The organism is Algoriphagus kandeliae, from assembly GCF_004571135.1.
GTDB classification, from domain to species: Bacteria; Bacteroidota; Bacteroidia; order Cytophagales; family Cyclobacteriaceae; genus Algoriphagus; species Algoriphagus kandeliae.
The window spans coordinates 503,246-525,966 of the sequence record NZ_SPSB01000003.1 but is presented as its reverse complement, the minus strand read 5'-3'; the positions used below and the strand labels follow the sequence as shown (position 1 = coordinate 525,966).

Here is a 22,721-nt window from a genome sequence, read left to right as displayed (position 1 = left end):
CATGAAAAAGATCCTTATTTATATCGTCCCATTGGCTCTGATCGCAGCGGTCGCGATCAAGCTCCTATCGAATAAGCAAACTGCCGAAGACCGGGTCTATGTCTATGATAAAGAACAGACCGTTACTGTTTTTGCAGTGAAAGCTACCGAAGGGCAACTCGCCAGTCAGCGGAGTTTTTCTGGTGTGATCGAGGCTATCCGAGAAAGTAAACTCAGCGGAGAAGTACAGGGAAAGGTGAACCTTGTAGCAGTCGAGGTAGGACAAGAGGTTCGCGTCAATCAGCTCCTAGTACAACAGGATGTGGCGTTGGTTCAATTACAATTGAAGGCAGCCGAAGTGCAAAAAGGCGGACTGGAGGCCGACCTGAAACGTTATCAGATTTTGGTAGAGAATGAAGCTATTCAGGGTATACAACTGGAAAAAACGGAGCTTGCTATGGCAGGATTGGAAGTGCAAATTGCAACTCTCCAAGAACAAATTGCCAAGTCTTCCATTCGGGCACCTTTTTCTGGAATCGTAACAGCAAAAATGACTGAAGTGGGGGATTTTGCAGCACCTGGAAAATCGCTGATACAGGTGACAGATCTCAGCAAAGTCAAATTAACCTTGCAGATTCCTGAGAATGACCTGCTCTATTTTCAAGCAGGGAGTTCTCAAGTGGTGAAAATCGCTTCCCTTTTGGCTGAAATTCCCGGGAAAGTCACCTTGATTGGAAGCCGAGGAACGCTAGGTAATAGTTTTCCGGTTGAAGTGACGTTTGACAATACACCCGATTTGGCTATTAAAGCAGGAATGTTTGGGGAGGTTGAAGTGAATTTAAAGCAAGCGGAAAGTGGGGTGACTTTGCCTGCATCTGCCTTGCTAGGGTCTGATCTGAATCCTCAAGTCTATATCATTCAAAATGGGAAGGCTACACTCAAGCCTATCCAAATTGCAAGGCGCGTAGAAGATCAGCTGATGGTGAGTTCAGGTGTCCAACCAGGAGAAGTGGTTATTACTGGTGGACTGGTCAATGTATTTGAAGGAGCAAATGTGGAACCTATTTTTTCTTCTCAGCGATGAACATTACATCAATTTCCATCCATAGGCCCTCGCTGATTATCGTATTGTTCAGTTTGTTTATCCTTTTAGGATACATCGGCTTTACCAATTTGTCTTACGAACTCATGCCGGACTTTAATCAGCCGGTGTTGGTAATCAAGACTGCCTATCCAGGGGCATCGCCTGATGAGGTTCAATCCTCTGTTTCGGAAAAAATCGAAGATGCGCTCTCCAATCTGGAAGGAGTCGATTATCTCGTCACCAAGTCCATGCCCAATGCATCGGTCATCATTGCTAATATGAATTACGGAGTTGACCTTGATCAGGCTATGCAGGATGCCCAACGTTATATTGGCAATATTTCCAAAGACTTACCTGAGGACGTGTTGTCTCCGGTGATGAGTAAGGTATCGCCAAATGACCTGCCAATAATGTCCATTACTTCTACAAGCAACCTGGATTCCAAGGTTTTTTATCAGAAAATGGTGGATGAGTTTTTGCCTCAAATTCAGCAATTGAAGGGGGTAGCGGAAATCACCGTATTGGGTGGGGAGCAACGGGAGATTCAGGTTCAAGTCGATCCCAATAAATTGCGATTTTATCAGATTTCATTGCAGCAGGTCGTCGATGCAATTAACCGGGCAGGTCTGGATGTGCCGGCTGGGAATGTGCAGTCAGATAGGATTCAAAACGCAGTTCGTCTGAGTGGTAAATTCCAGGATCTTGCCTCACTTGAATCAGTTCAGGTAGCGATGCCTATACCGGGCTCCCCAATCTATGTAAAAGATGTGGCCATAGTAACCGATGGTACCAAAGAGATCGCGTCAATTAGTCGATTTAACGGGAAAGAAGGAATTGGGCTATTGCTCAAAAAACAGGGTGATGCCAATGCAGTGGATGTTTCCAGGGCTGTCCGGGAAAAGCTTTCTCTGATCGAGGAGAGGTATCAATCAGAAGAAGTGTCATTTGTCATCGCCGATGACAGTACCGACAACACCATCGCGGCGGTTAATTCTGTAATTTTTGATTTGATTTTAGCTGTAATCCTCGTGGCCTTGGTGATGCTGCTCTTCTTGCGCAGCTTCCGAAACTCACTGATTGTCCTAGTAGCTATTCCAACTTCACTTGTGACGGCTTTCGCAGTGATGTGGCTCTTGGGCTATACGCTCAATTTGATGACACTGCTAGCAATGTCTTTGATTGTTGGCATTTTGGTGGATGATGCCACAGTTGTTTTGGAAAATATTCAGCGTCACTTGGATATGGGGAAAAGCAAAAAATCTGCTGCCATGGATGGACGATTGGAAATTGGCTTTTCTGCCTTATCCATTACTCTGGTGGATGTGGTTGTGTTTCTGCCCATTCTTTTTCTTCAGGTTTTTGTGGCGGATATGCTCAAGCAGTTTTCAGTAGTGGTTATTACCTCAACCATGACCAGTTTGCTCGTTGGTTTTACCCTTACGCCTTGGATGGCATCCCGTATTGGAAAAGCAGAAGGTCTAAAGCCCACAAATTCCTTTAATCGATTTTTGATCGGTTTCGAATATCAGTTGGACCGTTTCATCGCATGGTATGGGCGCCAATTGTCTTGGGTGCTCAGCCATAAGCTAGTTTTTACTGGGATTGTGATTTTGCTTTTTATAATGACGCTAGGAATCCTCAGACAGGGAATAATCGGAAAGGAACTCATTGCCACAGGCGATCAGGGTAAGTTTCGGATGTATCTGGAGTATGACAAGTCCACCAGTGTAAAAGAAAATAACCTACGTACCCTGAAAGTAGAACAGTTCCTCCTACAGCAACCCGAAGTTGCGACGCTTTTTAGTAATGTCGCAGGGCCTACCACAGGTATTGGTAGTTTGGGAGTAGGATTGCCATACAAGTCAGAACTGACTATACAGCTCCATGACAAAAAGGAAACAGGTGGCCTTTCCACTGAGAAATTTATGAAAGAGGTGCGCGAGGAAATGAAGCGGACTTTTCCTGGGATTAGTTTTTCGATGACAGCCCTAGGTTTAATTCCGCGCACTTCACCAATAGAGATGACTCTCAGTGGTCCTGATCAGGAGCAGGTTATGCAGGCGGCTCAAGATTTAGCCCTCGCAGTGGAGGAAATTCCCGGAGCAGATTACGTCAAACTGTCTGTAGAACAGGGAAGTCCTGAGTATCAAGTTATTCCGGATTCGGATAAACTTCAGGGACTTGGGCTTTCTAATGCTGCATTGGGGATGACCATGCGCAGTGCATTTGCAGGGAATGAGGATGCAACGTTGACCGAGGCCGGAACAGAATATCCTGTACGAATTCAGCTGGATAATTTCAATCGACAGTCTTACGAAGATGTCAGAAACTTTCAATTGGTAAACTCCAAAGGGATGCCTATCACCCTTTCCCAAGTGGCAGAAGTGGTGCAAGCCAATTCACCCTCGCTATTGGAGCGCAAAGACCGACAGCCGGCAGTAACCTTGACAGCTGATGCCTTGGGACGACCTTCCGGTTCTGTAGCAGATGAAGTGGTCGCATACTTAAATGAAAACCCGCTCCCTGAAGAAATCAGTATGGTGTGGGGCTCTGATATTAAGCGGCAAAATGACAGTTTCGGCGCATTAGGTCAGGTATTGTTGATTTCTTTTCTGTTGATTTACCTGATCATGGTGGCGCTATACGATAGCTTTGTTTATCCATTTGTGGTCTTGTTTTCAATCCCCGTGGCAGTAATCGGAGCAATCCTGGCACTCAATCTTTCGATAAACAACCTGAGTTTATTTGCACTCTTAGGTCTGATCATGCTGATGGGCCTGGTGGCCAAAAATGCCATTTTGATCGTGGATTTTACTAATCAACTCAAGGCAAAAGGTTTGGAAACTCGAGATGCTCTGATTGAGGCAGGAAAAGGTAGGATGCGTCCCATTTTGATGACTACACTTTCCATGGTAATCGGGATGCTGCCAATTGCATTGGCAAGTGGCACAGCGAGTGAGTGGAAAAATGGCCTGGCCTGGGTGATTATTGGCGGACTACTTTCTTCCTTGATTTTAACCGTGTATTTGGTTCCTATGGTTTACGAGTTTATAGATCGGCTGAAGATTCGTTTCCAGCGGACTGCGAAATCATCATAAATAAAAATCCCCTAGAATTAAATTCTAGGGGATTTTTTCTGAAGCTCCCCTTATTGACAATAGCTGCAGCTGGGACTATGTTTTTGGTGAGTTTGATTAGATAATTACAAGTAGTAAAAAGACGATAAGTCAAGATAAGGTATGAAGAAGTTGATAGGATTCATGATGCTTATTCTTAATAAAATTAAGACCTAGAAATAGATCCGGTTTTTTAGTTAGGTTTTGCTACTCTACTAATTTGGGAAAAGTTTCAGATGATATCATCAATTTGAAAATCTTGAGAACTAGGATTTTTTTTGATTAAAAATTAAATTCAGAGGTTTTCTAATCTTAAGATTTTCTTCAAGAATTTTCTTGCTATAAATTTTGAATTGAACTCTTTTTTTTAAGCATTCATAATGCTAATTTTTTCTACAAATTTCATTATATGCAGATAGTTGAAGTTAACTCGAGAAAATTAGAACGAGATTTTTTGAAGGTTCATAACTTAATCAACAAGTCATATCCAAATTGGATACAGCCTTTGGATAAGGATGTTCTTTCAGTTTTTGATAAAAAGAAAAATAAATTTTTAGAAAGATCTGAGGCCATCCGATGGGTTATAAAAAATAGTCAAGGAAAACTTATAGGTAGGATTGCAGCCTTTGTAAATAGGAGATATATAAATAAAGGGGATGATATAAAAGTTGGATGTTTTGGTTTTTTTGATTGTGTTGACGATCAAGATACTGCACGATTGTTATTTGATACAGCCAAAGCTTGGTTAAAGGAAAGAGGAATGGAGGCGATGGATGGCCCCATAAACCTTGGTGATAGAGATAAATGGTGGGGCTTGTTGGTAGAAGGGTTTCATCCTCCGATTTACAATATGAACTTTAATCCACCTTATTATAAAAAATTGTTTGAGTCTTACGGGTTTAAAAATTTTTATAATCAAATATGCTGGAGTCTCTCAGTATCCGGAGAAAGTCATCAATTGGCTCCCAAATTTTATGAAGCCCATAAAAAATATTCAGTGGACTCAGATTTTAAGGCACTGCATATCAAAAAAAACAACTTGGAAAAATATGCTAATGATCTGAGTATTGTTTACAATAAAGCTTGGGCGCAACATCAAGGAAATAAGGATATAACTCCCCAACAGGCTTTAAAACTTTTTAAATCAATCAAGCCTGTTATGGATGAGAGATTGATTTGGTTTGTCTACTACAAAGATGAACCTATAGTTATGTGGGTCAATCTTCCCGATATCAATCAAATGATCAAGTACCTTCATGGCAAATTTGGTTTTTTTTCAAAGCTGAAATTTTATCTAATTAAAAGATTTGCTAAAAACGAGAATTTTATAGGCTTGGCCTTTGGAGTAGTTCCAGAGTTTCAGGGAATGGGACTCGACTATTATATGATCGTAGAAGCAGAGCAAGTCATCAAATCCCAGACTTCCTACAAAAAGCTTGAACTTTATTGGCAAGGAGATTTCAATCCTAAAATGCTGAATATTTCCAAAAATTTGGGTGGGAAGCATTTCAGGACATTAGTGACCTACCGGTTTTTGTTTGATGAAAATAAAAAGTTTGAAAGGCATCCCATTTTGTAAATGAATGTTCATTTTTTTTAGTAAAAAACCCAGGGTCGAATTTTTAGAAAAACTCAATAATCTGAAGCTAAAATTTTGAATTTAGTGAGATTTTTTTCTATAACTTTATATATATCAGTCCTTTAATCTATGTAAGAAGCTTTTATGGTCAATATCGATTCTATTGGAGCGACCGTGATGATAATGATTTTCATGGTTGAATTGTACCTCACCTGGAAGAAGAGTCATTTCGAAAATGAGGTGAAGGATATGTTGGCAAATTTTGTTGTTGGAATGTGTATTCTAACAGTGGGATTATTTATGAAAGGAGTTGCTTTTGGTCTCTACAGCGGGGTATATGAATTTGCCTTCTTTAAGCCTGAATTATCTGTCTGGTTATGGGTTGTAGGCTTTTTGTCTTGTGATTTTATTATGTATTTATTCCATTTACTAGGACACAAATCCAGAATATTTTGGGCTGCCCATGTTACTCATCATTCCTCATTGTATTACAATATTTCCGTAGGATTTCGTGTCAATTTTATCCATACTTTTTACCGATTTCTTTTTTGGGCTCCTTTATGTTTATTCGGAATTCCACCATGGATGATTTTACTTAATGAATCAATCTCTACGATTTGGAATATTCTTGTACATACTGAGCGAATCGGGAAACTTGGCTTTTTAGATTTAATTTTCAATACGCCTTCTAACCATAGGGTTCATCATGGTAGCAACCCTCATTATTTGGATAAAAATATGGGAGGAATATTGATTCTTTTCGATCACATTTTTGGTACATATCAACCAGAAGTTGAAAAACCGATTTACGGTATTACGCATAATATTCACACAAAAAATCCAGCGAAAATCATCTTACATGAATATATTGAAATAGTTAGGAACCTATCAAAGATTTCAAATTTCAAATCGAAAATTCATTTTCTTTTTGGTCCTCCCGGGTCAGAAAAATGGAAAATTTTTGATCAAGTTGAAAAACAGGAGTTAGATGATTTCAAAACTCCTTTTAAAGTAGAAAGAATTTTACGAGAAAATTAGATTCGGTACTTCCTATTATTTCACATAAAGAAAGGTTAAAACTCTTTAGTTAAAAAAGATTTGGAAGTATCAAAGGTTATAAATGTTCATTTCGTTCCTAAATATGAAATTATGCAGAATTCTAACAAATCAATAGCAAGATATCCGGTTTATGATTCAAATATTAAGGATAAGAATTTGGCTGCCGACTTAAAGTCCAAGGTTTTTGCAAGAATGAAAGTATTAAAAAAGAGAGAGAACGAATTAATTTTTAAAGCTTTCTTCTTCCCAATGCTCTACTTGGGTTTTTATTTATCTGCTTTATCTACGGACAATTATCTGACTTTCTTATTGTGCTACTCTTTAATGGGGTTAATGGTGGTTATTATTTTTTTGAACCTAATTCATGAAGTTTGCCATGAAAATCTTTTTTCTAAAAAACACTATAACCATCTATACATGCTTATTTTTGATGTTTTAGGTGCAAATAGTTTTATATGGCAAAAGAGGCATGTGATTTTCCACCATAATTATCCGAATGTTGCGGGTTGGGATAGTGATATTGAAAAAAGTAAATTTTTGAAAGTTCACCCGAATGAAAAAGGTAAATGGCTTACTAAATACCAGCATTATATAATTGTTTTGTATCCTTTTTTTCTGCTAAACTGGTTTTTGGTTCGTGATTTTCGTGATTTTATTAAGCATATTTTAGGTAAGGGGAAATTTGGACCCATACCGCCTATTGAATATGTGAAGCTGTTTATTTTTAAACTTTTATTTGTCGCATACATTTTCTTTTTACCCATTTATCTAACGCAATTCTCTGTTTTGGAAGTGATAATAGCAGGAATACTGATGTTCATTGTCGCTGGGGTTTTTGGCCTTTTTGTTCTTTTACCGCCTCATGTCAATATCAACAACCAATTTCCTTTAGTAGAGGAGAACCATACCTTATCGAATAGCTGGCTAAGACATCAGCTTTTTACTACCAATGACCTGGTGGAGGAAAACTGGTTTACCAGATATATAATGGCCAATTTTAATTTTCATGTTGCTCATCACTTATTTCCAAAAATCAGCTATCTCTATGCTAAAGAAGTAACAGAGGAAATCAAAAATTTTTGTATTGAAAACGGATTAGCATATAAGTCAATTTCTATTTGGAAAGCTTTTCGTGACCATTATGCACTAATTAAAAGTAATAGTGCTGATGAGAGTATATGGGAACAGAATATGTAATCCTCTAAATCATGGCAGGTTTCAAATATTCCGACCTTCATTGCCATCCGAATCTAAAAGCATTTGGACATTCATTTACAAATCAAAATCATCCAAAAGCAGATATTTGGTATACCAAAGAGCAAGACTTTTTTACTCGAAAAATTTATGAGAGAACAGGTATTACCAAGTTTTCGCAATCAGATTTAAGTACCATGTCGAGAGCTAATGGGAAATTAGCTCTTGTTTCCCTTTATCCCTTTGAAAAAGGTTTTTTCCATAATCCCTATGTATGGGATGCCATGGCCGCCCGAATGGCCAATTGGGGAATAGAAATAGGATATGAGCGGGTTAGGTATATTCAAAAACACACCAATTACTTTGAGGATCTTCAAAATGAATATCAATTTTTTATCAATTCAAAGAAGATGAACAGAATTGACGGGATCCAAACTAGTTGGAAGCCCCTTAAGGATATTGATGATTTGAAAGTTAACCTGAAAACGGATAATGAAATAGGTGTGATCTTTACGATAGAAGGGGCACATGTTTTCAATACCGGATTAGAGGACTATGGTCGGAGAGTGGACAAAGATGAAGTAATCGCTAATATCAAGAAAGTGAAAAATTGGGAGTTCCCTCCCTTTTTTATTGGACTGGCTCATAACTTCAATAATGACCTATGCGGACACGCTAGAAGTCTCCAAAGATTGGGCAATTTGGTCAATCAAGAGAAAAATCTTGGTATTGGGTTGACTAATTTAGGTAGCGAAGTGGTTCGTGAATTATTGAGCAAAAGCAATGGCCGAAGGATATTGATTGATCTCAAACACATGAGTTTGAACACGCGATTGGACTATTATCGATTTTTGGCAGAAGAATACCCTAATGAATCCATTCCTTTAATCATAAGCCATGGAGCCTTGGTTGGCGGGACATTTCAGTATAAGGAAACATCTTCCTCAATTGTCAATATTTTTAATCAGACCGAATTGAATTTTTATGATGAGGAAATTATCAAATTGGTACAGTCAGGAGGGCTTTTTGCTTTTCAAATGGATTTAAATATCCATGTAGATATAGGTAAACTGAACGGTTTATTCAAGACAAAAAATAAGAACAAAAATCTCCAAATCTCCGCTTCACTTATTTGGAACCAAATGAAGCATTTTGCTGAAGTTTGTGATAGAAATGGATTGTTTGCTTGGGGGAACACCTGTTTGGGTACTGATTTCGATGGAAGTATTTACCCTTTTCCTGGTTTATTGACTGCAGAAGGTCTGGAGCCATTGTCCAAGGAATTGCTACTACTTGCAGATAACTATTTGAAAAAGGGGAACATGTCAATCAAAGAAAATTATTCCATAACAGCAGAGGAAATCGTTGAACGATTCTTTTTTACCAATACAGTGGAATTTCTTTACAAGAATTTTTAAAAATTATTTTTTGCTTCCTCAGTGAATACTATCCTTTTAAAATTGAAATATTTCTGTTTGGAAGTTCAAGAATGGGTTTTTATAGTTCTCTTGATGGTTCGAGGAACAGTTTCGAATTGAAAAAAGATTATGACCAATTTGATCAAATGAGTGTAATTTATCAGAAACACTTTAAGTAATGATTTATGAAATCACCAAACTTGAAGTTGCAACTCTATCAACCTGATTTAAAAGTTCTAGAAGGGATAATAACAAAAAAAGAGGTCAATTTGACCTCTTTTTTGATTTGGCTCCCCCTATTGACAGAAGCTGCAGCTGGGACTAATTTCTTCTTAGGATTTTTCTTATCGAAATTTTACGATTTAAGCTTTGAAAATATTGAAGAGATGAAAACAAAAATCACCTAGTGAGTGATTTCCTTCAAGTGTTCATATATCATCACCATTGCTAAGGTGTCTAATTCACAATATTTTTTTAACCCAGAAACTAATTCTTCACGTTCAGCTTCTGACATGTCCACATATTGCAATTTTGCATAAGTAGTCAACGCCATTCCACCATCAGCAATACTCTCGATTCCTGAAATATTTCCTTCAAAATCTTCCAATTCCCAGTCTTCAAAAAGTTTTGGAAGCCTTGAGTATGGATTTACTAGTTCATCATTCTCAATTTGCAACCAAATATGATCTTGGGGGAAATTTTTACTACTTAATCCAATTTCTCTAATTGGTTGAGAATATTTCTCTTTTAGGAAATCACTAGATTTTAAAGTTGCGGGGAGAAGATGTTTTATCGAGTTTGAGCCTTTTGTATGAGGGTTGTAGTAGTACTTGAGAACAACCTTTCTTAAATCGATCATATCCCTTTCTCCAACCCATTGATCTGGACTATTTCTTGATGAGTTGGTTATACTTTTCAAGAAATCAATCAATTCATATTTATCGCTTTCATCACTTCCTTTAAGTTGGTTAATAATTACATTTAGAATCGTGTTCTCATGTGTAGCAAACTTGAATATGGTACCATTATCGTTTTCAAGTGATTTTTTTAGAGATCTAGCGAATTCATAATTTGGAAACACTCCGGCATCTGCATTTAAAAATTCTGATTGATGATGGATATTTCCATTTTGATCAATCATATGATGTGAAAATTGAAATGCAACCTGCTCATAAGGTCTTCTTCCTTTGGTGAAAGGTAATGCTACTGCACTAGTTTCAAAATCAATAAAGTGCAAGGGGAAATTCCAATTTTCAATTTCTGTTTTTAACTCATCCTTGAGAAAATAGACTTTATTGTCTCCCTTTACTGCCTTGTCAACTTGAATCCACCTTCTTTCTGAAGAAGAGATTTCCCCAGACTTTGGTTCTGGATTTAAGTCGTTTTCAGTTAGTTGTTCAAATAACAGCCTATTCTCGTTAAATAGGTTTTCTATAACCTTGCTTCGAAAATTCCAAATTTCAAAAATACTCGGTTGAAAAAGATTGTCGTCCTTCCATTTATGTTGGAATTTCATGCATTCATGAAAGCCAGATTTTAGTCCACTTTTTAGCTGATCATTAGTCGCTTTGAATTCACAGTTTTTACATTTTGAATAACTTGTTGGCCAATTTGGGTATTCTCCGCTCTGGTATTTTTCTTTCAAAAATTTAATCGAATCCTCAAAGCTGTAGCCTTCAAGGACCTCATATTTATCGTTTAGGATTTCACCAATTACATCTTCAAGATTGATTTTCGTCAAAATTGAATCACCAGTTTCTTCAAGTGATTCTACTTTTTTAATTATGTCTTTTCTTTGATCTCCATCGCCCTTTTTTGGAATTCGAAACATTTGATTTAACCCGTCAATTGAGGCGGTTTTATTTTTATCCGCCATCATTAGACTGGGGATGATAAAACAGTCGGGTAATATTTTGTGGACCACATAAGTCTGAAAAGCAAGGTCAAAAAGGTAGGGCCTCCATCCACTGACTATACCTCCTTGTACTCCAATAAATTGGTGCTTATCATCAGGGTTATGCAATTTTGCCTTGACCTCAATCAGTTCAATTTTATTTCCTCTTTTTACAAGAATATCGGTTCTAATAAATAGGCCATTCCATAAGAATGCTGCTTCAAATAGGACTATACTTTCCTTTTTTAGTAGTTCTTGAGTTTGTTTGGCAGCACCCTCATAATCATAATGTGGGAAGTCTATTAATATCCCATCAGGATAGTGCATTCTCGCCAATTCCTCAACTTGAAATCCTCCTTGGGCAAGAGAATCTAAAAAGCTATCCTCAGTTTTGGAGCTGGGATATTTCTCTTTGTGAAAGGTGAAAAAGAGCTTGTTGGGACATTCAAGCCCAATTTTGAATCTGGATTTTGAAAGAACTTTCATGAGTGTTTGAAAAAAATATGTTTTTCTATTGATCGAATAATTTAACGATGGGTTTCTTAATTAGAAAAATGATTTTTTTTAATTTTAAAATAGTGAAGGGTTTATTTCACTAAATTTTGATTAATAAATTAAGGTGATATGTCCATAAGAAGGAAAGCCGATTGGTTAAGAGGATATCTTGAATCAATTGAAGACGGAGGTAATGTTTCAAATAGGCAAATTGAAGTATTAAAAGAAAAATTGAATCTTTTGCTTTCTGAAATTGAGGAATATTTCTACGAAGATAATGAAGATGATTTCGATGAAGCTCGAAGACATGAGACAACGATGGATCCATTTGACAATGAGAACATGCCCATGTAGTCGAATTTAGTATTTTTATAAATTCTATATTTCGTGACCCCTATACAAATCTTGAAATGAGTTCATTTTTTTAAGTACCAATTAGTCTACGGAGATTCCTTGACATCTATTTTTTGACACCTTTATTTCAATAAACGACATTTGTTGTCATAGTGACTTCAAAAAAATTTGATGGGAATGAGTTAAGTTTTTAATTTTACAAAATCATCAAGAATCAGCACAGCTGATACCAACCGAGTCAAACACCACGGTGGTCAATCGATGAGGGTCCCTGCAGACCAAAAATGTTTACCTGCAACCCCCTTTTCTTTCTTGATGATAACATGTCTAACCTAAACTCATGTTATCATGTGTACTTTCAAAACAACCCCACCTACAATAAGGGAAAACGTCTTTAATGGACACATTACTGACTCACCCTTCGGTCCTAAACCCGAAAAAGAGGTAATCCTTCGTCCTAAAATCGAACTGGACTCAGAGTTTAAGCAAATGGCCGAGGAATATGCTATCCAAGAGCAACAGGTCATAGTACATTGTCGCTTTTATCCCAGTATTTTCTATTCCCCAAGACTCCGTATTTGGCCTAGCACCTTCCTGAGACCCAAAGGGTCTTCAAAACCATCTAAGTTGCTACAGGCGTTTAATATCAGTTTCTATCCTGACTGGAAGGAAATTCACCCTCATAATCCTCATGACTTTACCCTGATTTTTGAAGGTTTACCCAAGGATTGTTTAGTCTTTGATTTGATCGAAGAAATCCCAGAACCAGGAGGATTTTGTGTCCGGGACATAAAACGAAACCACTCCGATGTTTACCACATCAGGGTTTAAAGCATTGTCTTTTTGATAGACTTGGCTAAATCCCAAGCCTCCTATCTCCTTTTTTAAAACTATTCATCCTTAAACAAGAAAAACAATGAATTACTCAAATGATAAACTCACTACTGTAAAGGCCTTTCCAGAAGGTTATGGTGAATTTCCATATATCATCGTGCGATTATTCAGCGCAGTATACATGCAGATACCACTCCAAATTAATACAGGATATGATCCTGATTTATTCCCAGGATCACAAATAAATGGCATAGCTGATAGTTTGGTGGAAGAATATAGATTCGATAAATATTCCAAGCTTCATAGCATTTTGATCAGTAGAACTAGGGTGATCAAAGAGACTTTGGAAGAGGAATACCAACGGCCACTTCTTTTGTGCTTAGTCGAAGGAAAAGATATGGCTCATTATTTCGAGGGTGAAAAGATTGAATTCTTTAGAGTAATTCCCTGGGGAGGAAGCTTGGTAACCCATTTAAAAAAAGTTATTGCAATGAATGCTGCTCATTATAAAGATTCAACTGAATAAACTCTCTCCTAATCCTTAAATATTAAAAAAGATAATTATGAAAACTGTCCAATATCCTCAAAAACTGAATTTGTATTTCCGTAATGGAGAAATCAGAAAAGTCCAAGTTCAGGAATATATAACCCTTGACTCAATTGTAAGAGTAGCTGATTTTCTCAACGAACAAGACCAAATAATACTCTTTTCTTTCATCCATAGTCGATTGAATGTACAATTAGATCTTAATGGAGTGTCATCCCATATTGTATTACAGTTTGATGGCAAAATGGAATTTGAAGGAGCAAGCCTAAGTTTGGGGAAATCCGAAGGTTCTTTTGGAATTCAGGTTCAAGCACGTCATGTATTGATTTTACCATTTGATAGGGATTTCAAGATTGAAGCCGTCACTTCATTTGAGATCGATCAAAGCGAGAAAAGCAGTGGTGAAATATTTGTAGAAGGACTTAGAAGATTACCATTTACTCATCCTTCAGAGAGAAAAGAAAAAGGATTTATTATTCATCGAAAAAAGTAAAAGAATACCTAATTATGAAAGCACAAGACCTCATTGCTATCAATGAATTTCATTTGACTACGGTGGATAAATACTATCGAAAGTATGCAGGCCTATCCTCGAAGTTGGTAGATTTCACTGAATATCAAATGAAAATTTTTGTTGAGATTGATTTTAGATGGAAAAAAGATCTAGAAAATACGGCTCTCCAAATTGCGAAATCTTGGAAAAAAAATAATCCAGCGCTTTTTTCAATAGTGGATTTTGAAGTTGAAATTAGGGAGACAAATTTAAGTTTGCCAAAAGATCAATTTTGGATAATCAAAGGCCATTTTTAAAACGACTAACATTAGATTAAAAAACAGGAAAACTATGGACACAAAATGTCGGGGAACTAGTTTTAAAGAGGGCTTTTAATTTTTTGAGTTGTATTTTTAGATATCCATTATTTATGGCTTAAGTTTGGCTTTGACGACACCTTATAAGCCCACTTTTTCAGGAAAATTGTTTTCAGTTGTTGTGGGGGTAGATTAAGAAATGAGGTTTTACCTGTTAAGAATTAATTGTTAAAGCAATAGGCTGATTTTAAGTAGATTCAAATATTTATCTTGTATAGGAGGTTTTGTTCTTAATTGAATAGGATACGATGAGTTTGATTTAAAGAGGAAAAATGAATTTAGAAGGAGAAAAAATTAAACCAACATTTTCTGGTCACGATTCATTTCCATGTAGGAATTTCTGGTTGAAGAAAGGATTTGATTTTGTCTTATCTGGCAAATCATTTTCTGATGATGACGCTGTAGTCCAATTAGGTGTAGGGAAAAATATGGTTGGAGCAATTAGATATTGGATGAAAGCTTTCGGAATTATTGATGAGGATCAAAGAATTACAAATTTGGGATACTTTATCTTCAGTAACACTGATGGGGTTGATCCTTATTTGGAAGACGATGCTACTCTTTGGCTTTTGCATTATCATTTGGTTAAAACAGGTCATGCTTCTACCTATTCCTTGATTTTCAATTATTTGAGAAAAGAACGAATTGAATTCACAAAGCAGAATTTTATTCAATTTATTCAAAGAGAAATAGGTGGTCAGAACGAAAACACTTTAAATTCTGATTTCAATGTTTTTTCTAGGATGTATGTAAGGAATACAGCTCGATCAAAAGATAGGGAGGATAACCTTTCAGAGTTACTAAATGAACTTAACCTTGTTGATTCCTACAGATCTGAAAAACTAGAGTATTACATAATTGAAAATCAAGAGAGAGGAGAAATACCTGACGAATTAATCTTATACGCTATTTTAGATAAGGGAGGGTTTGATATGTCAGTTAACTTTAAATCTATTGAATCTGATTTCAATAGTGTTGGGAATATTTTCGCAATTAGTCGTCATGGTCTTTTCATGAAGATCCAAAATCTAGTTGAGAAAAATGATTATTTGGTTTTTAACGATCAGGCAGGAATCAAAGAATTACAGTTTAAATGGAAGCCAAATAATCCATTCGAAGTTTTAAAAAATTATTATGGAAATGAATAAGTTCTCAACTTCTACAAATATCATTAGAGATTCTGAGCGAGGGATTAATTATATCGCTACGCCTAACTCTTTACGGGTAATTAATCAAATTGAAGTTGACTATTCCCGTGGAATACATTCTTTTAATTTGATAGGGTCTTATGGGACTGGGAAGTCTTCGTTTCTTTGGGCGCTTGAAAAAAGCATAAAAGGGGAGAAGGATTTTTTCAATTCAAATTTTCTAAGGAATAAAGATGTTGAGGTATGGAAGTTTGTAGGAAAGTATGGTTCATTTATTAATGTTATATCAGATTTTTTAGACTTAGATTCCGAGAGAACGGAAGATGTTCTTTCAGAACTTTTTTCCAGATTCTATAAATTAAAAGAATCTGGGAAAGGTCTTGTTTTCATTGTTGATGAGTTTGGGAAATTCCTTGAGTTTGCATCCAAGAACAATCCAGAGAGAGAGCTTTATTTTATTCAAGAAATTGCTGAATTCATCAATGACCCTCATGTAGATGCAATACTAATCACAGCAGTCCATCAAAATTTCGATGCCTATTCTTATGAACTAAATTCCGCCCAAAGGCAAGAATGGACAAAAGTCAAGGGGAGGTTTAGAGAAATTACCTTTAATGAGCCTGTGGAGCAATTGCTTTATTTAGCAGCAGAAACATTAGATTCTAGGGTTAAAGGGGATGGATATCATGAATCACTTGTTGATTTAGGATTAAATCTTTTACAATCCTCCAAAGTATTCAATATAAATCCAGACTATGCAAAAGAGATCTCCAGGAAATTAGATCCATTAGATATTATTTCAGCAAATGTTCTCACCCTTTCTTTGCAAAAATATGGGCAAAATGAGCGATCTCTTTTTACATTTTTAGAAACTGAATCGAAACTTCATACACTAAGTGAAAACCAATTTTTCCACTTGGGAGAAGTGTATGATTATCTAATATCTAATTTTTATTCCTTTTTAAATTCAAGGTATAATCCTGATTTTGCCATTTGGGTTTCTATAAAAAATGCCCTAGAAGCGATTGAATTACAGTGGCTTGAAAATATCGAAGAAGGAAAAGCTATTGTAAAAGCAATTGGACTTTTGAATCTTACTGCGAATTATGGTTCCAAAATGGACTTTGCATTCTTATCTAACTATGCTAGTTCATTTATGGGAATTGAAGCCCCCGAAGAAATAATTGGAAAACTCGAGAATTCAAAAATCATTATTTATAGAGGATATAATTCTAGGTATTCTCTTTTCGAAGGAACTGATTTAGACATTACAGAGGCATTAACGTTAGCAGAAGACAAGGTTAATGAAGTTATTGATGTTGTAGGCCTTCTTAAAAAAGAGTATGAATTTGAGCCCCTTCTAGCAAAATCATACTCCTATAGGAATGGTACTCCCAGAATATTTGAATTCATTATTTCTGAAAACCCAGTTGAGAAAATCCCAGAAGATGATACAGATGGATTTGTTAATTTGATTTTTAACAATTCCTTTTCGGAAAATGATGTAATCCAAATTTCGCGAAATTGTGAAGAGGCAATTTTATTTGGGTTTTTTAAGAATTATGATTCAATAAAAACTCAACTTTTTGAAATAGAAAAAACCAGAAAAGTTATTGAAGAAAACTTAAGCGACAAAGTTGCTGTCAAGGAATTAAATAACATTTTAGACCATCAAAAAAGACTGCTAAATCATTACGTGGTTAATAATTTATACAATGATAGTAAACAGGTCTCCTGGATTTTCAAGGGAAGGATTTATGAAGTATTGAATAAAAGAGATTTCAACAAACTTCTTTCTACAATTTGCATTGAAATATATTTCAAGACACCACGGTTTAAGAATGAACTTGTAAATCGACATAAAATATCACCTACAATTCATACCGCAAAAAGGAATTATCTTAAATCCTTGGTTAACAATTGGGAGTTTCCAGACCTTGGATTTGATAAGGACAGGTTTCCCCCAGAGAAAACAATTTATCTTACTCTACTTAAAGAAAATGGATTAGAGCCTTATACGGAGAATTTGGAAGATAGGGCCCAGAGGTTAAGGGATTCGAGTTTTGCCTATTTATGGGAAACATCCGTCGAGTTCTTGAATTCTTCAAAGAAGAATAAGTTGCCCTTATCCGAATTTGTGGATATTCTTTCAAAAAGGCCTTATAAATTGAAGCAGGGTCTTATCGATTTTTGGCTAGGTTCTTTTTTGTTTCTTAAAAGAGATGAATTTGCACTTTTTGGAGAGTCTGGCTACATTCCTTATATCACTGAAGATATTTTAGAGCTTGTAATTAAGTACCCAAGAAAATATCAAATTAAAGCATTTGATCTTGAAGGGGTTAAAATGGATTTATTCAATAATTATAGAGTTTTCCTAAATCAAGCTACTACTAAGGCCCCTTCAAATGAAACCTTTATAGAAACTATTAGGCCTTTCCTAGTATTTTATAGAGATCTAAAACCTTATGCAAAAGAGACCCTAAGATTAAGTAAATCTGCATTAGCCATAAGATCAGCAATTGCTAACTCGAAAGAACCTGAGAAAACATTTTTTGAGGATTTTCCTACTGCATTGGGATTTTCAATTTCAAATATTCAAGGGTCACAAGATGACTTTAACTCATATATTCAAAAACTTCAAGATGCAATTCGGGAAATAAGAAAAAGCCTCGATGGGCTTTTTGAAAGGCTTGAAGGGTTTATTCAAGATGAGATAATTGGAGAGAAGGTTGATTTTGAGGTTTACAAATCTCTTTTGGAGAAACGTTATAAAAAAATAAATAGGCATCTCTGCCTACCTCATCAAAAGACTTTTTTAATGAGGATTGATTCTCCACTAGAGGAGCGAAATTTGTGGTTAAGTTCAATTTCCCAAGCACTTATTGGGACTCCTTTGGAAAGTATCAATGATGTAGAGGAAGTAAAGCTTTTTAAAAAATTCAAAGAGGTAATTTTAGAACTTGATAGTCTAAACCGAATTGCTTCATCTGGATTTGATTTTCAAAAAGAGGAGGCAATTGAAATAGAAATGTCATCTTTTGGGAATCAAAAAAGTAAAAATCTAATTAGATTACCTAAGAGCAAGATTGAAGATGCTGGTGACATTCTATCAAATTTAGAGAAGTCACTTTCGGGAGATAAGAGGACAGATATTTATGCTTTAGCAAAGCTTTTAAACAAACTAATGAATTCATGAGTAAGGTTAGACATCTTTTGGGGATTTCAGGTGGAAAAGATAGCGCGGCACTAGCGATCTATATGAAGGAGAAATATCCTCATTTGGATATCGAATATTATACCTGTGATACAGGTAAGGAATTGGATGAAACCTATGAATTAATTAGAAATCTTGAAAATTACCTTGGAAAAGAAATAATTAAGCTTCAAGGAGCGGAAGGAAGCAACGAGGATCCCTTTGATCATTTTTTAAAAATGTATGGAGGGTTTTTACCCTCATCAAATGCTAGGTGGTGTACAAAAAAATTAAAATTAGATCCATTTGAAAAATTTGTTGGGGATGATCCAGTGATTTCATATGTTGGGATCAGAGGGGATGAAGAGCGAGAAGGATATATTTCAAAGAAATCAAACATCCAAAGTATTTTCCCATTTAGAAAAAATATTTGGAGTGAGGATGTTATTAGGAAGTTTTTGGCGAATTCTAATATTGAAAATGTCTTAGAATTCATAGAGAAGACCGAAATTGAACCTGATGGTAGATTCATTGATTTATTGGGACAGGAGATTTCTTTAGCTTTCACTCAACAACAAAAATTGAATCTATTATTAGATACAGATGTGAAGACTTTTAATGCTTTGGTTTTCTCCTTTTTAAAAGAAACATCTTATCCTCTTTCAAAAGAGAAAGATTTTCCACTAGTCGATAATGATGATATCTTAATACGAGATGATATTTTCAAACTTTTGGAGGAGAGTGGGGTAGGTGTTCCCGCTTATTACAAAGAGAAAGAGTTTTCTATAAATGAAAAGAAGGGAACCTATGCGAGAAGTAGATCAGGGTGTTTTTTCTGTTTCTTCCAACAGAAAATTGAGTGGGTTTGGTTATATGAACAACATCCTGAGCGATTTGAAAAAGCGATGGAATATGAGAAAGATGGGTATACTTGGATGCAAGGCGAAACTTTACAAGATTTAATTCGGCCTGAGCGGATAAAACAAATCAAGGAAGAATATCTAAAGCGAAGAGAGAGAATAGCTAAAAACAAGAAATCACCATATCTGATTGATATTTTAGACGATGCAGAAGGAGAGGGATGTGCTAGTTGTTTTATTTGATCTTTAACCTTTCGGAATAATTAGGTCTATCGACCTCATACTTACCATTACCAAGTTCTACAATCCAACGATATAGGATTTGAATATTTTCAGTAATTTCCCATCTTCTAGGGGTTGGTACATCAGCACAATTATAATGAATCCACTCTTTTGCAGCTCCAAAATAAATCTCTCTATTTCTTCCAAGGTTTTCTAAAAAACCGTTGATAAACGGGTGATTAAAAAAAGAATGAGATAGGAGATTTCTAAAATTATCGTAAGTCAATCCTAATGGTATTTTATAGAGGGCTATATCGTGTAATGCACAATTCAATTCTTCCTCATTATCATATTTTTTTTCATGATATATGGAATAAAGTTTGTCTACGCTGAAGGACATTGGAAGTGAAGAGATTAAAAAATCTTTATCTGAATTTTCAAATGTTAAATCGAAATCAAATTCATTTGAGAATTCCTCATCTTTTTTTTCTGATAGTTGTTCTTTTATCTGGTTGTAGATATTATCTGTAATTAAAGTGCTTTCATTTTCAATTAAGGAGAAATATAAACGATCCTCAATGTTCAGGTTTTCCACAATGGTTCCAATTTCATAATTGTAAAGATCATGGTGTGGAATATTTAATGCCCTAGAAGAAATATTTGCAGTTGTTAAAAAACATCTTTTGTATTCATCAATATAGGCTTTTAGGTGAAGTCTTCGATTCCTAAAAAGGGAAATACCCTTTTCTTTTAAAAATGGATAAATTTCCAAATCAGATGACCCTCTAATTAAGTCATTAGGTTCCCATCTTACAAAAACAGCATTAACATTATTTTTTTCTTTAATTAATTCAACTAATGCCTCTATCCTTATGTAAGGAGAAAAGATGTAAATCCTTTGTGATCTATTTAAGAATTCTATAATTTTTTTACTTAAGTCTAAACCATTTTTATAGATCTTCATTTTCTTCATTTAAAGAAATTTCAAATTCATTAATGATTTCTTTATTTATCTTAATATTGTTTTCCTGTAAATAATTTGATAAATGGATCCCAACATATGTTCTAAAATTATCAAGATTTCTCTTTTTGTTTTCGTCTATATCAAAATGTTCTTTTTGTTCCCAAGCAAGGCTTGAAATAAATAACTCTATAGCGGTAAGAGCTGGTTCAAATCTAGTTTCTCTAAATAAAGCTATGATATTCTTATAAAACTCATGTTCGGTATTTATTGAAATAACTAGGAAGCCTCTAATATCAGAATATGTCCATAATTGTTGATTTCCTTCAATCGGACAATAAATTACACACCCTCTTACAAGGGATTTGTCAAATTTATCTATAGCTAAATCTATTTCTGACTCTTGTAAATCAGGATATTTCTTTAGCAAAACTTCCTTTAAATCAGCTTTTTGTTCGTCATCAAATTGTCCTTTTCTCTCTCTATCAGTTTTTTTGAATGCCTTTGTAGTTGTGTCTGTACCTGTTGGAATAGATGGCTTATCAGTTTGTTGAATTATTCTGTTATCAAATTCTCGAGCCTGATTAGATAATTTTTTTTGGACGGCTCTTACAGCATTAATTATTTTTTTTGAGAGAAGAAACCAAAGATGTTCTCTTGCCTGTTGAAGGCTTGCTGTATGCTTATCAAATTGGACGGACGGATCCTCATCCACGGTTTTTGTGAATTTTATTCCTTGTTTTGTGTTACTCACACCCAAAAGGTCATCAGCATCAGCATCGAAATCTATTTCAATACTCCACCATCTTTGATTTTCAGCTGTTAAATTGTAAAAGCCATAGTGACCACATGAAATTTCTCTTTGATGCCTAGTAAAATAGATGTTGCCGATTTTTTGTTTTTCACCATATATTCTTCCAATCTTTGTGGTACCCCCTTCTCTAATACCAGGCTTTTGGATATCAATTTTAGCATAGCTTGTCTTTATTCGAAATTCATATTCCTTTCCCCTCCATTCAAAAGGTATTTTATAGGAATGGTCTTCCAATTTTTCATTTGTTGGAATACTTTCATTTTCATTTAACCCAATAATAAATTTTTTATAATAAGTAGCTGGATCATTATTTTCATCACTAATACTGAAATCTCTTTTTGACTCCTGCCATAGAATTTTTGATATGTATGAATTTGGAGTTAAAAATAATGGGTCATTTATAGCTACCTCTATGTTTGGTTCACTTAAATATGAGTTTTCTTCATTACTGAATTGAAAAGTCCGAAGATTAATTTTTCTTCCATTAGCTAAATAATATCGAAATAGCCTTCCTAAAATTCCTTCACTTCTTCTGTAAAGAGTGCTTGAAAATTGTCTATCTAGTCTGTCGCACTCTTTCCATGATATAATAGTTCCACTTTTTTTGTTTAAAACTGCATTAATTTCTTCAAAATAATCGGGTAAATCTGTTTCTTCAAAAGTTGGTAATTCTGTCGAGTTTTCTCTTAATAATTTATCAATATCCATCACTTTTTTTCTCCATTTTGAATTTTCAGTTTTGGAGTATACAGTAATTAAGCGACATTGACTTATAGAAGAGTTTGGCAATCCCATTCCGAACTTTCCAATTTTTTTATTTTTGATTGTATGAACCAAATTGTTATTAGTTCCATACGCAAAAGTTAGGCAGTTATTTAAAATATCATCCTCCATACCAAAACCATCATCACAGAACAGGATTTCATCAATAAATCTTTTTCCATGTTTATCTCTTTTTTCAATACTAATTATTTCAACCTTTTTAGCCCCTGCATCAAAAGAATTGTCAATTAATTCCGCAAAAGCATAACTAGTATTTTGGTAGTCAGAGGAGCGCATTCGCTCAATAAAGTTTGCTGTAATTATTTGTGTTCCCATTT

Annotated in this window: 17 protein-coding genes; 14 read left to right on the top strand and 3 right to left on the bottom strand. The window is 35.2% G+C overall.

The window, feature by feature from the left end:
* The first annotated feature begins 1 nt into the window (after position 1).
* The 6 genes from E4S40_RS10855 (at position 2) to E4S40_RS10830 (ending at position 9,429) form a co-directional block, all read left to right on the top strand.
* Positions 2–1,063 carry an efflux RND transporter periplasmic adaptor subunit gene (locus E4S40_RS10855; RefSeq protein WP_135073911.1) on the top strand — a complete coding sequence of 354 codons (1,062 nt, stop codon included), beginning with the start codon at positions 2–4 and terminating at the stop codon, positions 1,061–1,063.
* Positions 1,060–4,161 carry an efflux RND transporter permease subunit gene (locus tag E4S40_RS10850; RefSeq protein WP_135073909.1) on the top strand — a complete coding sequence of 1,034 codons (3,102 nt, stop codon included), beginning with the start codon at positions 1,060–1,062 and terminating at the stop codon, positions 4,159–4,161. Before E4S40_RS10855 ends, E4S40_RS10850 begins: the two co-directional genes overlap by 4 nt.
* Positions 4,162–4,588: 427 nt before the next feature.
* Entirely contained in the window at positions 4,589–5,758 is a 1,170-nt protein-coding gene (locus tag E4S40_RS10845) for a hypothetical protein (RefSeq protein ID WP_135073907.1), read from the top strand.
* Between the two features lie 249 nt (positions 5,759–6,007).
* On the top strand, positions 6,008–6,796 hold the full coding sequence (locus tag E4S40_RS10840; RefSeq protein ID WP_161971799.1) for a sterol desaturase family protein: 789 nt from the start codon (positions 6,008–6,010) through the stop codon (positions 6,794–6,796).
* 111 nt (positions 6,797–6,907) lie between these two features.
* Positions 6,908–8,014 (top strand): fatty acid desaturase family protein, encoded by a 1,107-nt coding sequence (locus E4S40_RS10835; RefSeq protein ID WP_135073903.1) that lies wholly within the window; start codon positions 6,908–6,910, stop codon positions 8,012–8,014.
* Between the two features lie 11 nt (positions 8,015–8,025).
* Positions 8,026–9,429, top strand: coding sequence for a membrane dipeptidase (locus E4S40_RS10830; protein WP_135073901.1), 1,404 nt, complete (start codon positions 8,026–8,028; stop codon positions 9,427–9,429).
* Between the two features lie 403 nt (positions 9,430–9,832).
* Here the strand turns inward: E4S40_RS10830 and E4S40_RS10825 are convergent, their stop codons facing one another.
* Positions 9,833–11,308 carry a DUF2779 domain-containing protein gene (locus E4S40_RS10825; protein ID WP_202615360.1) on the bottom strand — a complete coding sequence of 492 codons (1,476 nt, stop codon included), beginning with the start codon at positions 11,306–11,308 and terminating at the stop codon, positions 9,833–9,835.
* A gap of 639 nt (positions 11,309–11,947) precedes the next feature.
* On the opposite strand from E4S40_RS10825, the gene E4S40_RS10820 reads away from it, so the two are divergent.
* The 8 genes from E4S40_RS10820 (at position 11,948) to E4S40_RS10785 (ending at position 19,867) form a co-directional block, all read left to right on the top strand.
* Positions 11,948–12,172: a hypothetical protein gene (locus tag E4S40_RS10820; RefSeq protein WP_135073897.1), complete on the top strand. Its 225-nt coding sequence runs from the start codon at positions 11,948–11,950 to the stop codon at positions 12,170–12,172.
* A 348-nt stretch (positions 12,173–12,520) separates the two neighbouring features.
* Entirely contained in the window at positions 12,521–13,003 is a 483-nt protein-coding gene (locus E4S40_RS10815) for a hypothetical protein (protein WP_237563177.1), read from the top strand.
* 85 nt (positions 13,004–13,088) lie between these two features.
* Positions 13,089–13,532, top strand: a complete 444-nt coding sequence (locus E4S40_RS10810) for a hypothetical protein (RefSeq protein WP_135073896.1) — start codon at positions 13,089–13,091, stop codon at positions 13,530–13,532.
* Positions 13,533–13,569: 37 nt separating this feature from the next.
* On the top strand, positions 13,570–14,046 hold the full coding sequence (locus E4S40_RS10805; RefSeq protein WP_135073894.1) for a hypothetical protein: 477 nt from the start codon (positions 13,570–13,572) through the stop codon (positions 14,044–14,046).
* 128 nt (positions 14,047–14,174) lie between these two features.
* Entirely contained in the window at positions 14,175–14,363 is a 189-nt protein-coding gene (locus E4S40_RS10800) for a hypothetical protein (protein ID WP_135073892.1), read from the top strand.
* Between the two features lie 332 nt (positions 14,364–14,695).
* Complete coding sequence (locus tag E4S40_RS10795; protein ID WP_135073890.1) at positions 14,696–15,571, top strand: DUF4007 family protein; 876 nt, start codon at positions 14,696–14,698, stop codon at positions 15,569–15,571.
* Positions 15,564–18,767, top strand: a complete 3,204-nt coding sequence (locus E4S40_RS10790) for a hypothetical protein (protein WP_237563176.1) — start codon at positions 15,564–15,566, stop codon at positions 18,765–18,767. Before E4S40_RS10795 ends, E4S40_RS10790 begins: the two co-directional genes overlap by 8 nt.
* Positions 18,764–19,867, top strand: a complete 1,104-nt coding sequence (locus tag E4S40_RS10785; RefSeq protein ID WP_135073887.1) for a phosphoadenosine phosphosulfate reductase family protein — start codon at positions 18,764–18,766, stop codon at positions 19,865–19,867. Before E4S40_RS10790 ends, E4S40_RS10785 begins: the two co-directional genes overlap by 4 nt.
* On the opposite strand, the gene E4S40_RS10780 is transcribed toward E4S40_RS10785, so the two are convergent.
* The gene (locus E4S40_RS10780) at positions 19,860–20,819 is read right to left on the bottom strand and encodes a phospholipase D-like domain-containing protein (protein WP_135073885.1); all 960 of its coding nucleotides are present in this window, start codon (positions 20,817–20,819) and stop codon (positions 19,860–19,862) included. The two genes, E4S40_RS10785 and E4S40_RS10780, sit on opposite strands and share 8 nt — an antisense overlap.
* Entirely contained in the window at positions 20,797–22,719 is a 1,923-nt protein-coding gene (locus E4S40_RS10775) for an ATP-binding protein (RefSeq protein WP_135073882.1), read from the bottom strand. The genes E4S40_RS10780 and E4S40_RS10775 overlap by 23 nt, the downstream gene beginning before the upstream one ends.
* Positions 22,720–22,721: the final 2 nt, after the last annotated feature.

Excerpts from the sequence above, each read along its gene's own strand:
- E4S40_RS10855 (WP_135073911.1), top strand. The coding sequence starts at position 2 with ATGAAAAAGATCCTTATTTATATCGTCCCATTGGCTCTGATCGCAGCG.
- E4S40_RS10850 (WP_135073909.1), top strand. The coding sequence starts at position 1,060 with ATGAACATTACATCAATTTCCATCCATAGGCCCTCGCTGATTATCGTA.
- E4S40_RS10845 (WP_135073907.1), top strand. The coding sequence starts at position 4,589 with ATGCAGATAGTTGAAGTTAACTCGAGAAAATTAGAACGAGATTTTTTG.
- E4S40_RS10840 (WP_161971799.1), top strand. The coding sequence starts at position 6,008 with ATGTTGGCAAATTTTGTTGTTGGAATGTGTATTCTAACAGTGGGATTA.
- E4S40_RS10835 (WP_135073903.1), top strand. The coding sequence starts at position 6,908 with ATGCAGAATTCTAACAAATCAATAGCAAGATATCCGGTTTATGATTCA.
- E4S40_RS10830 (WP_135073901.1), top strand. The coding sequence starts at position 8,026 with ATGGCAGGTTTCAAATATTCCGACCTTCATTGCCATCCGAATCTAAAA.
- E4S40_RS10825 (WP_202615360.1), bottom strand. The coding sequence starts at position 11,308 with ATGATGGCGGATAAAAATAAAACCGCCTCAATTGACGGGTTAAATCAA.
- E4S40_RS10820 (WP_135073897.1), top strand. The coding sequence starts at position 11,948 with ATGTCCATAAGAAGGAAAGCCGATTGGTTAAGAGGATATCTTGAATCA.
- E4S40_RS10815 (WP_237563177.1), top strand. The coding sequence starts at position 12,521 with ATGTGTACTTTCAAAACAACCCCACCTACAATAAGGGAAAACGTCTTT.
- E4S40_RS10810 (WP_135073896.1), top strand. The coding sequence starts at position 13,089 with ATGAATTACTCAAATGATAAACTCACTACTGTAAAGGCCTTTCCAGAA.
- E4S40_RS10805 (WP_135073894.1), top strand. The coding sequence starts at position 13,570 with ATGAAAACTGTCCAATATCCTCAAAAACTGAATTTGTATTTCCGTAAT.
- E4S40_RS10800 (WP_135073892.1), top strand. The coding sequence starts at position 14,175 with ATGAAAATTTTTGTTGAGATTGATTTTAGATGGAAAAAAGATCTAGAA.
- E4S40_RS10795 (WP_135073890.1), top strand. The coding sequence starts at position 14,696 with ATGAATTTAGAAGGAGAAAAAATTAAACCAACATTTTCTGGTCACGAT.
- E4S40_RS10790 (WP_237563176.1), top strand. The coding sequence starts at position 15,564 with ATGAATAAGTTCTCAACTTCTACAAATATCATTAGAGATTCTGAGCGA.
- E4S40_RS10785 (WP_135073887.1), top strand. The coding sequence starts at position 18,764 with ATGAGTAAGGTTAGACATCTTTTGGGGATTTCAGGTGGAAAAGATAGC.
- E4S40_RS10780 (WP_135073885.1), bottom strand. The coding sequence starts at position 20,819 with ATGAAGAAAATGAAGATCTATAAAAATGGTTTAGACTTAAGTAAAAAA.
- E4S40_RS10775 (WP_135073882.1), bottom strand. The coding sequence starts at position 22,719 with ATGGGAACACAAATAATTACAGCAAACTTTATTGAGCGAATGCGCTCC.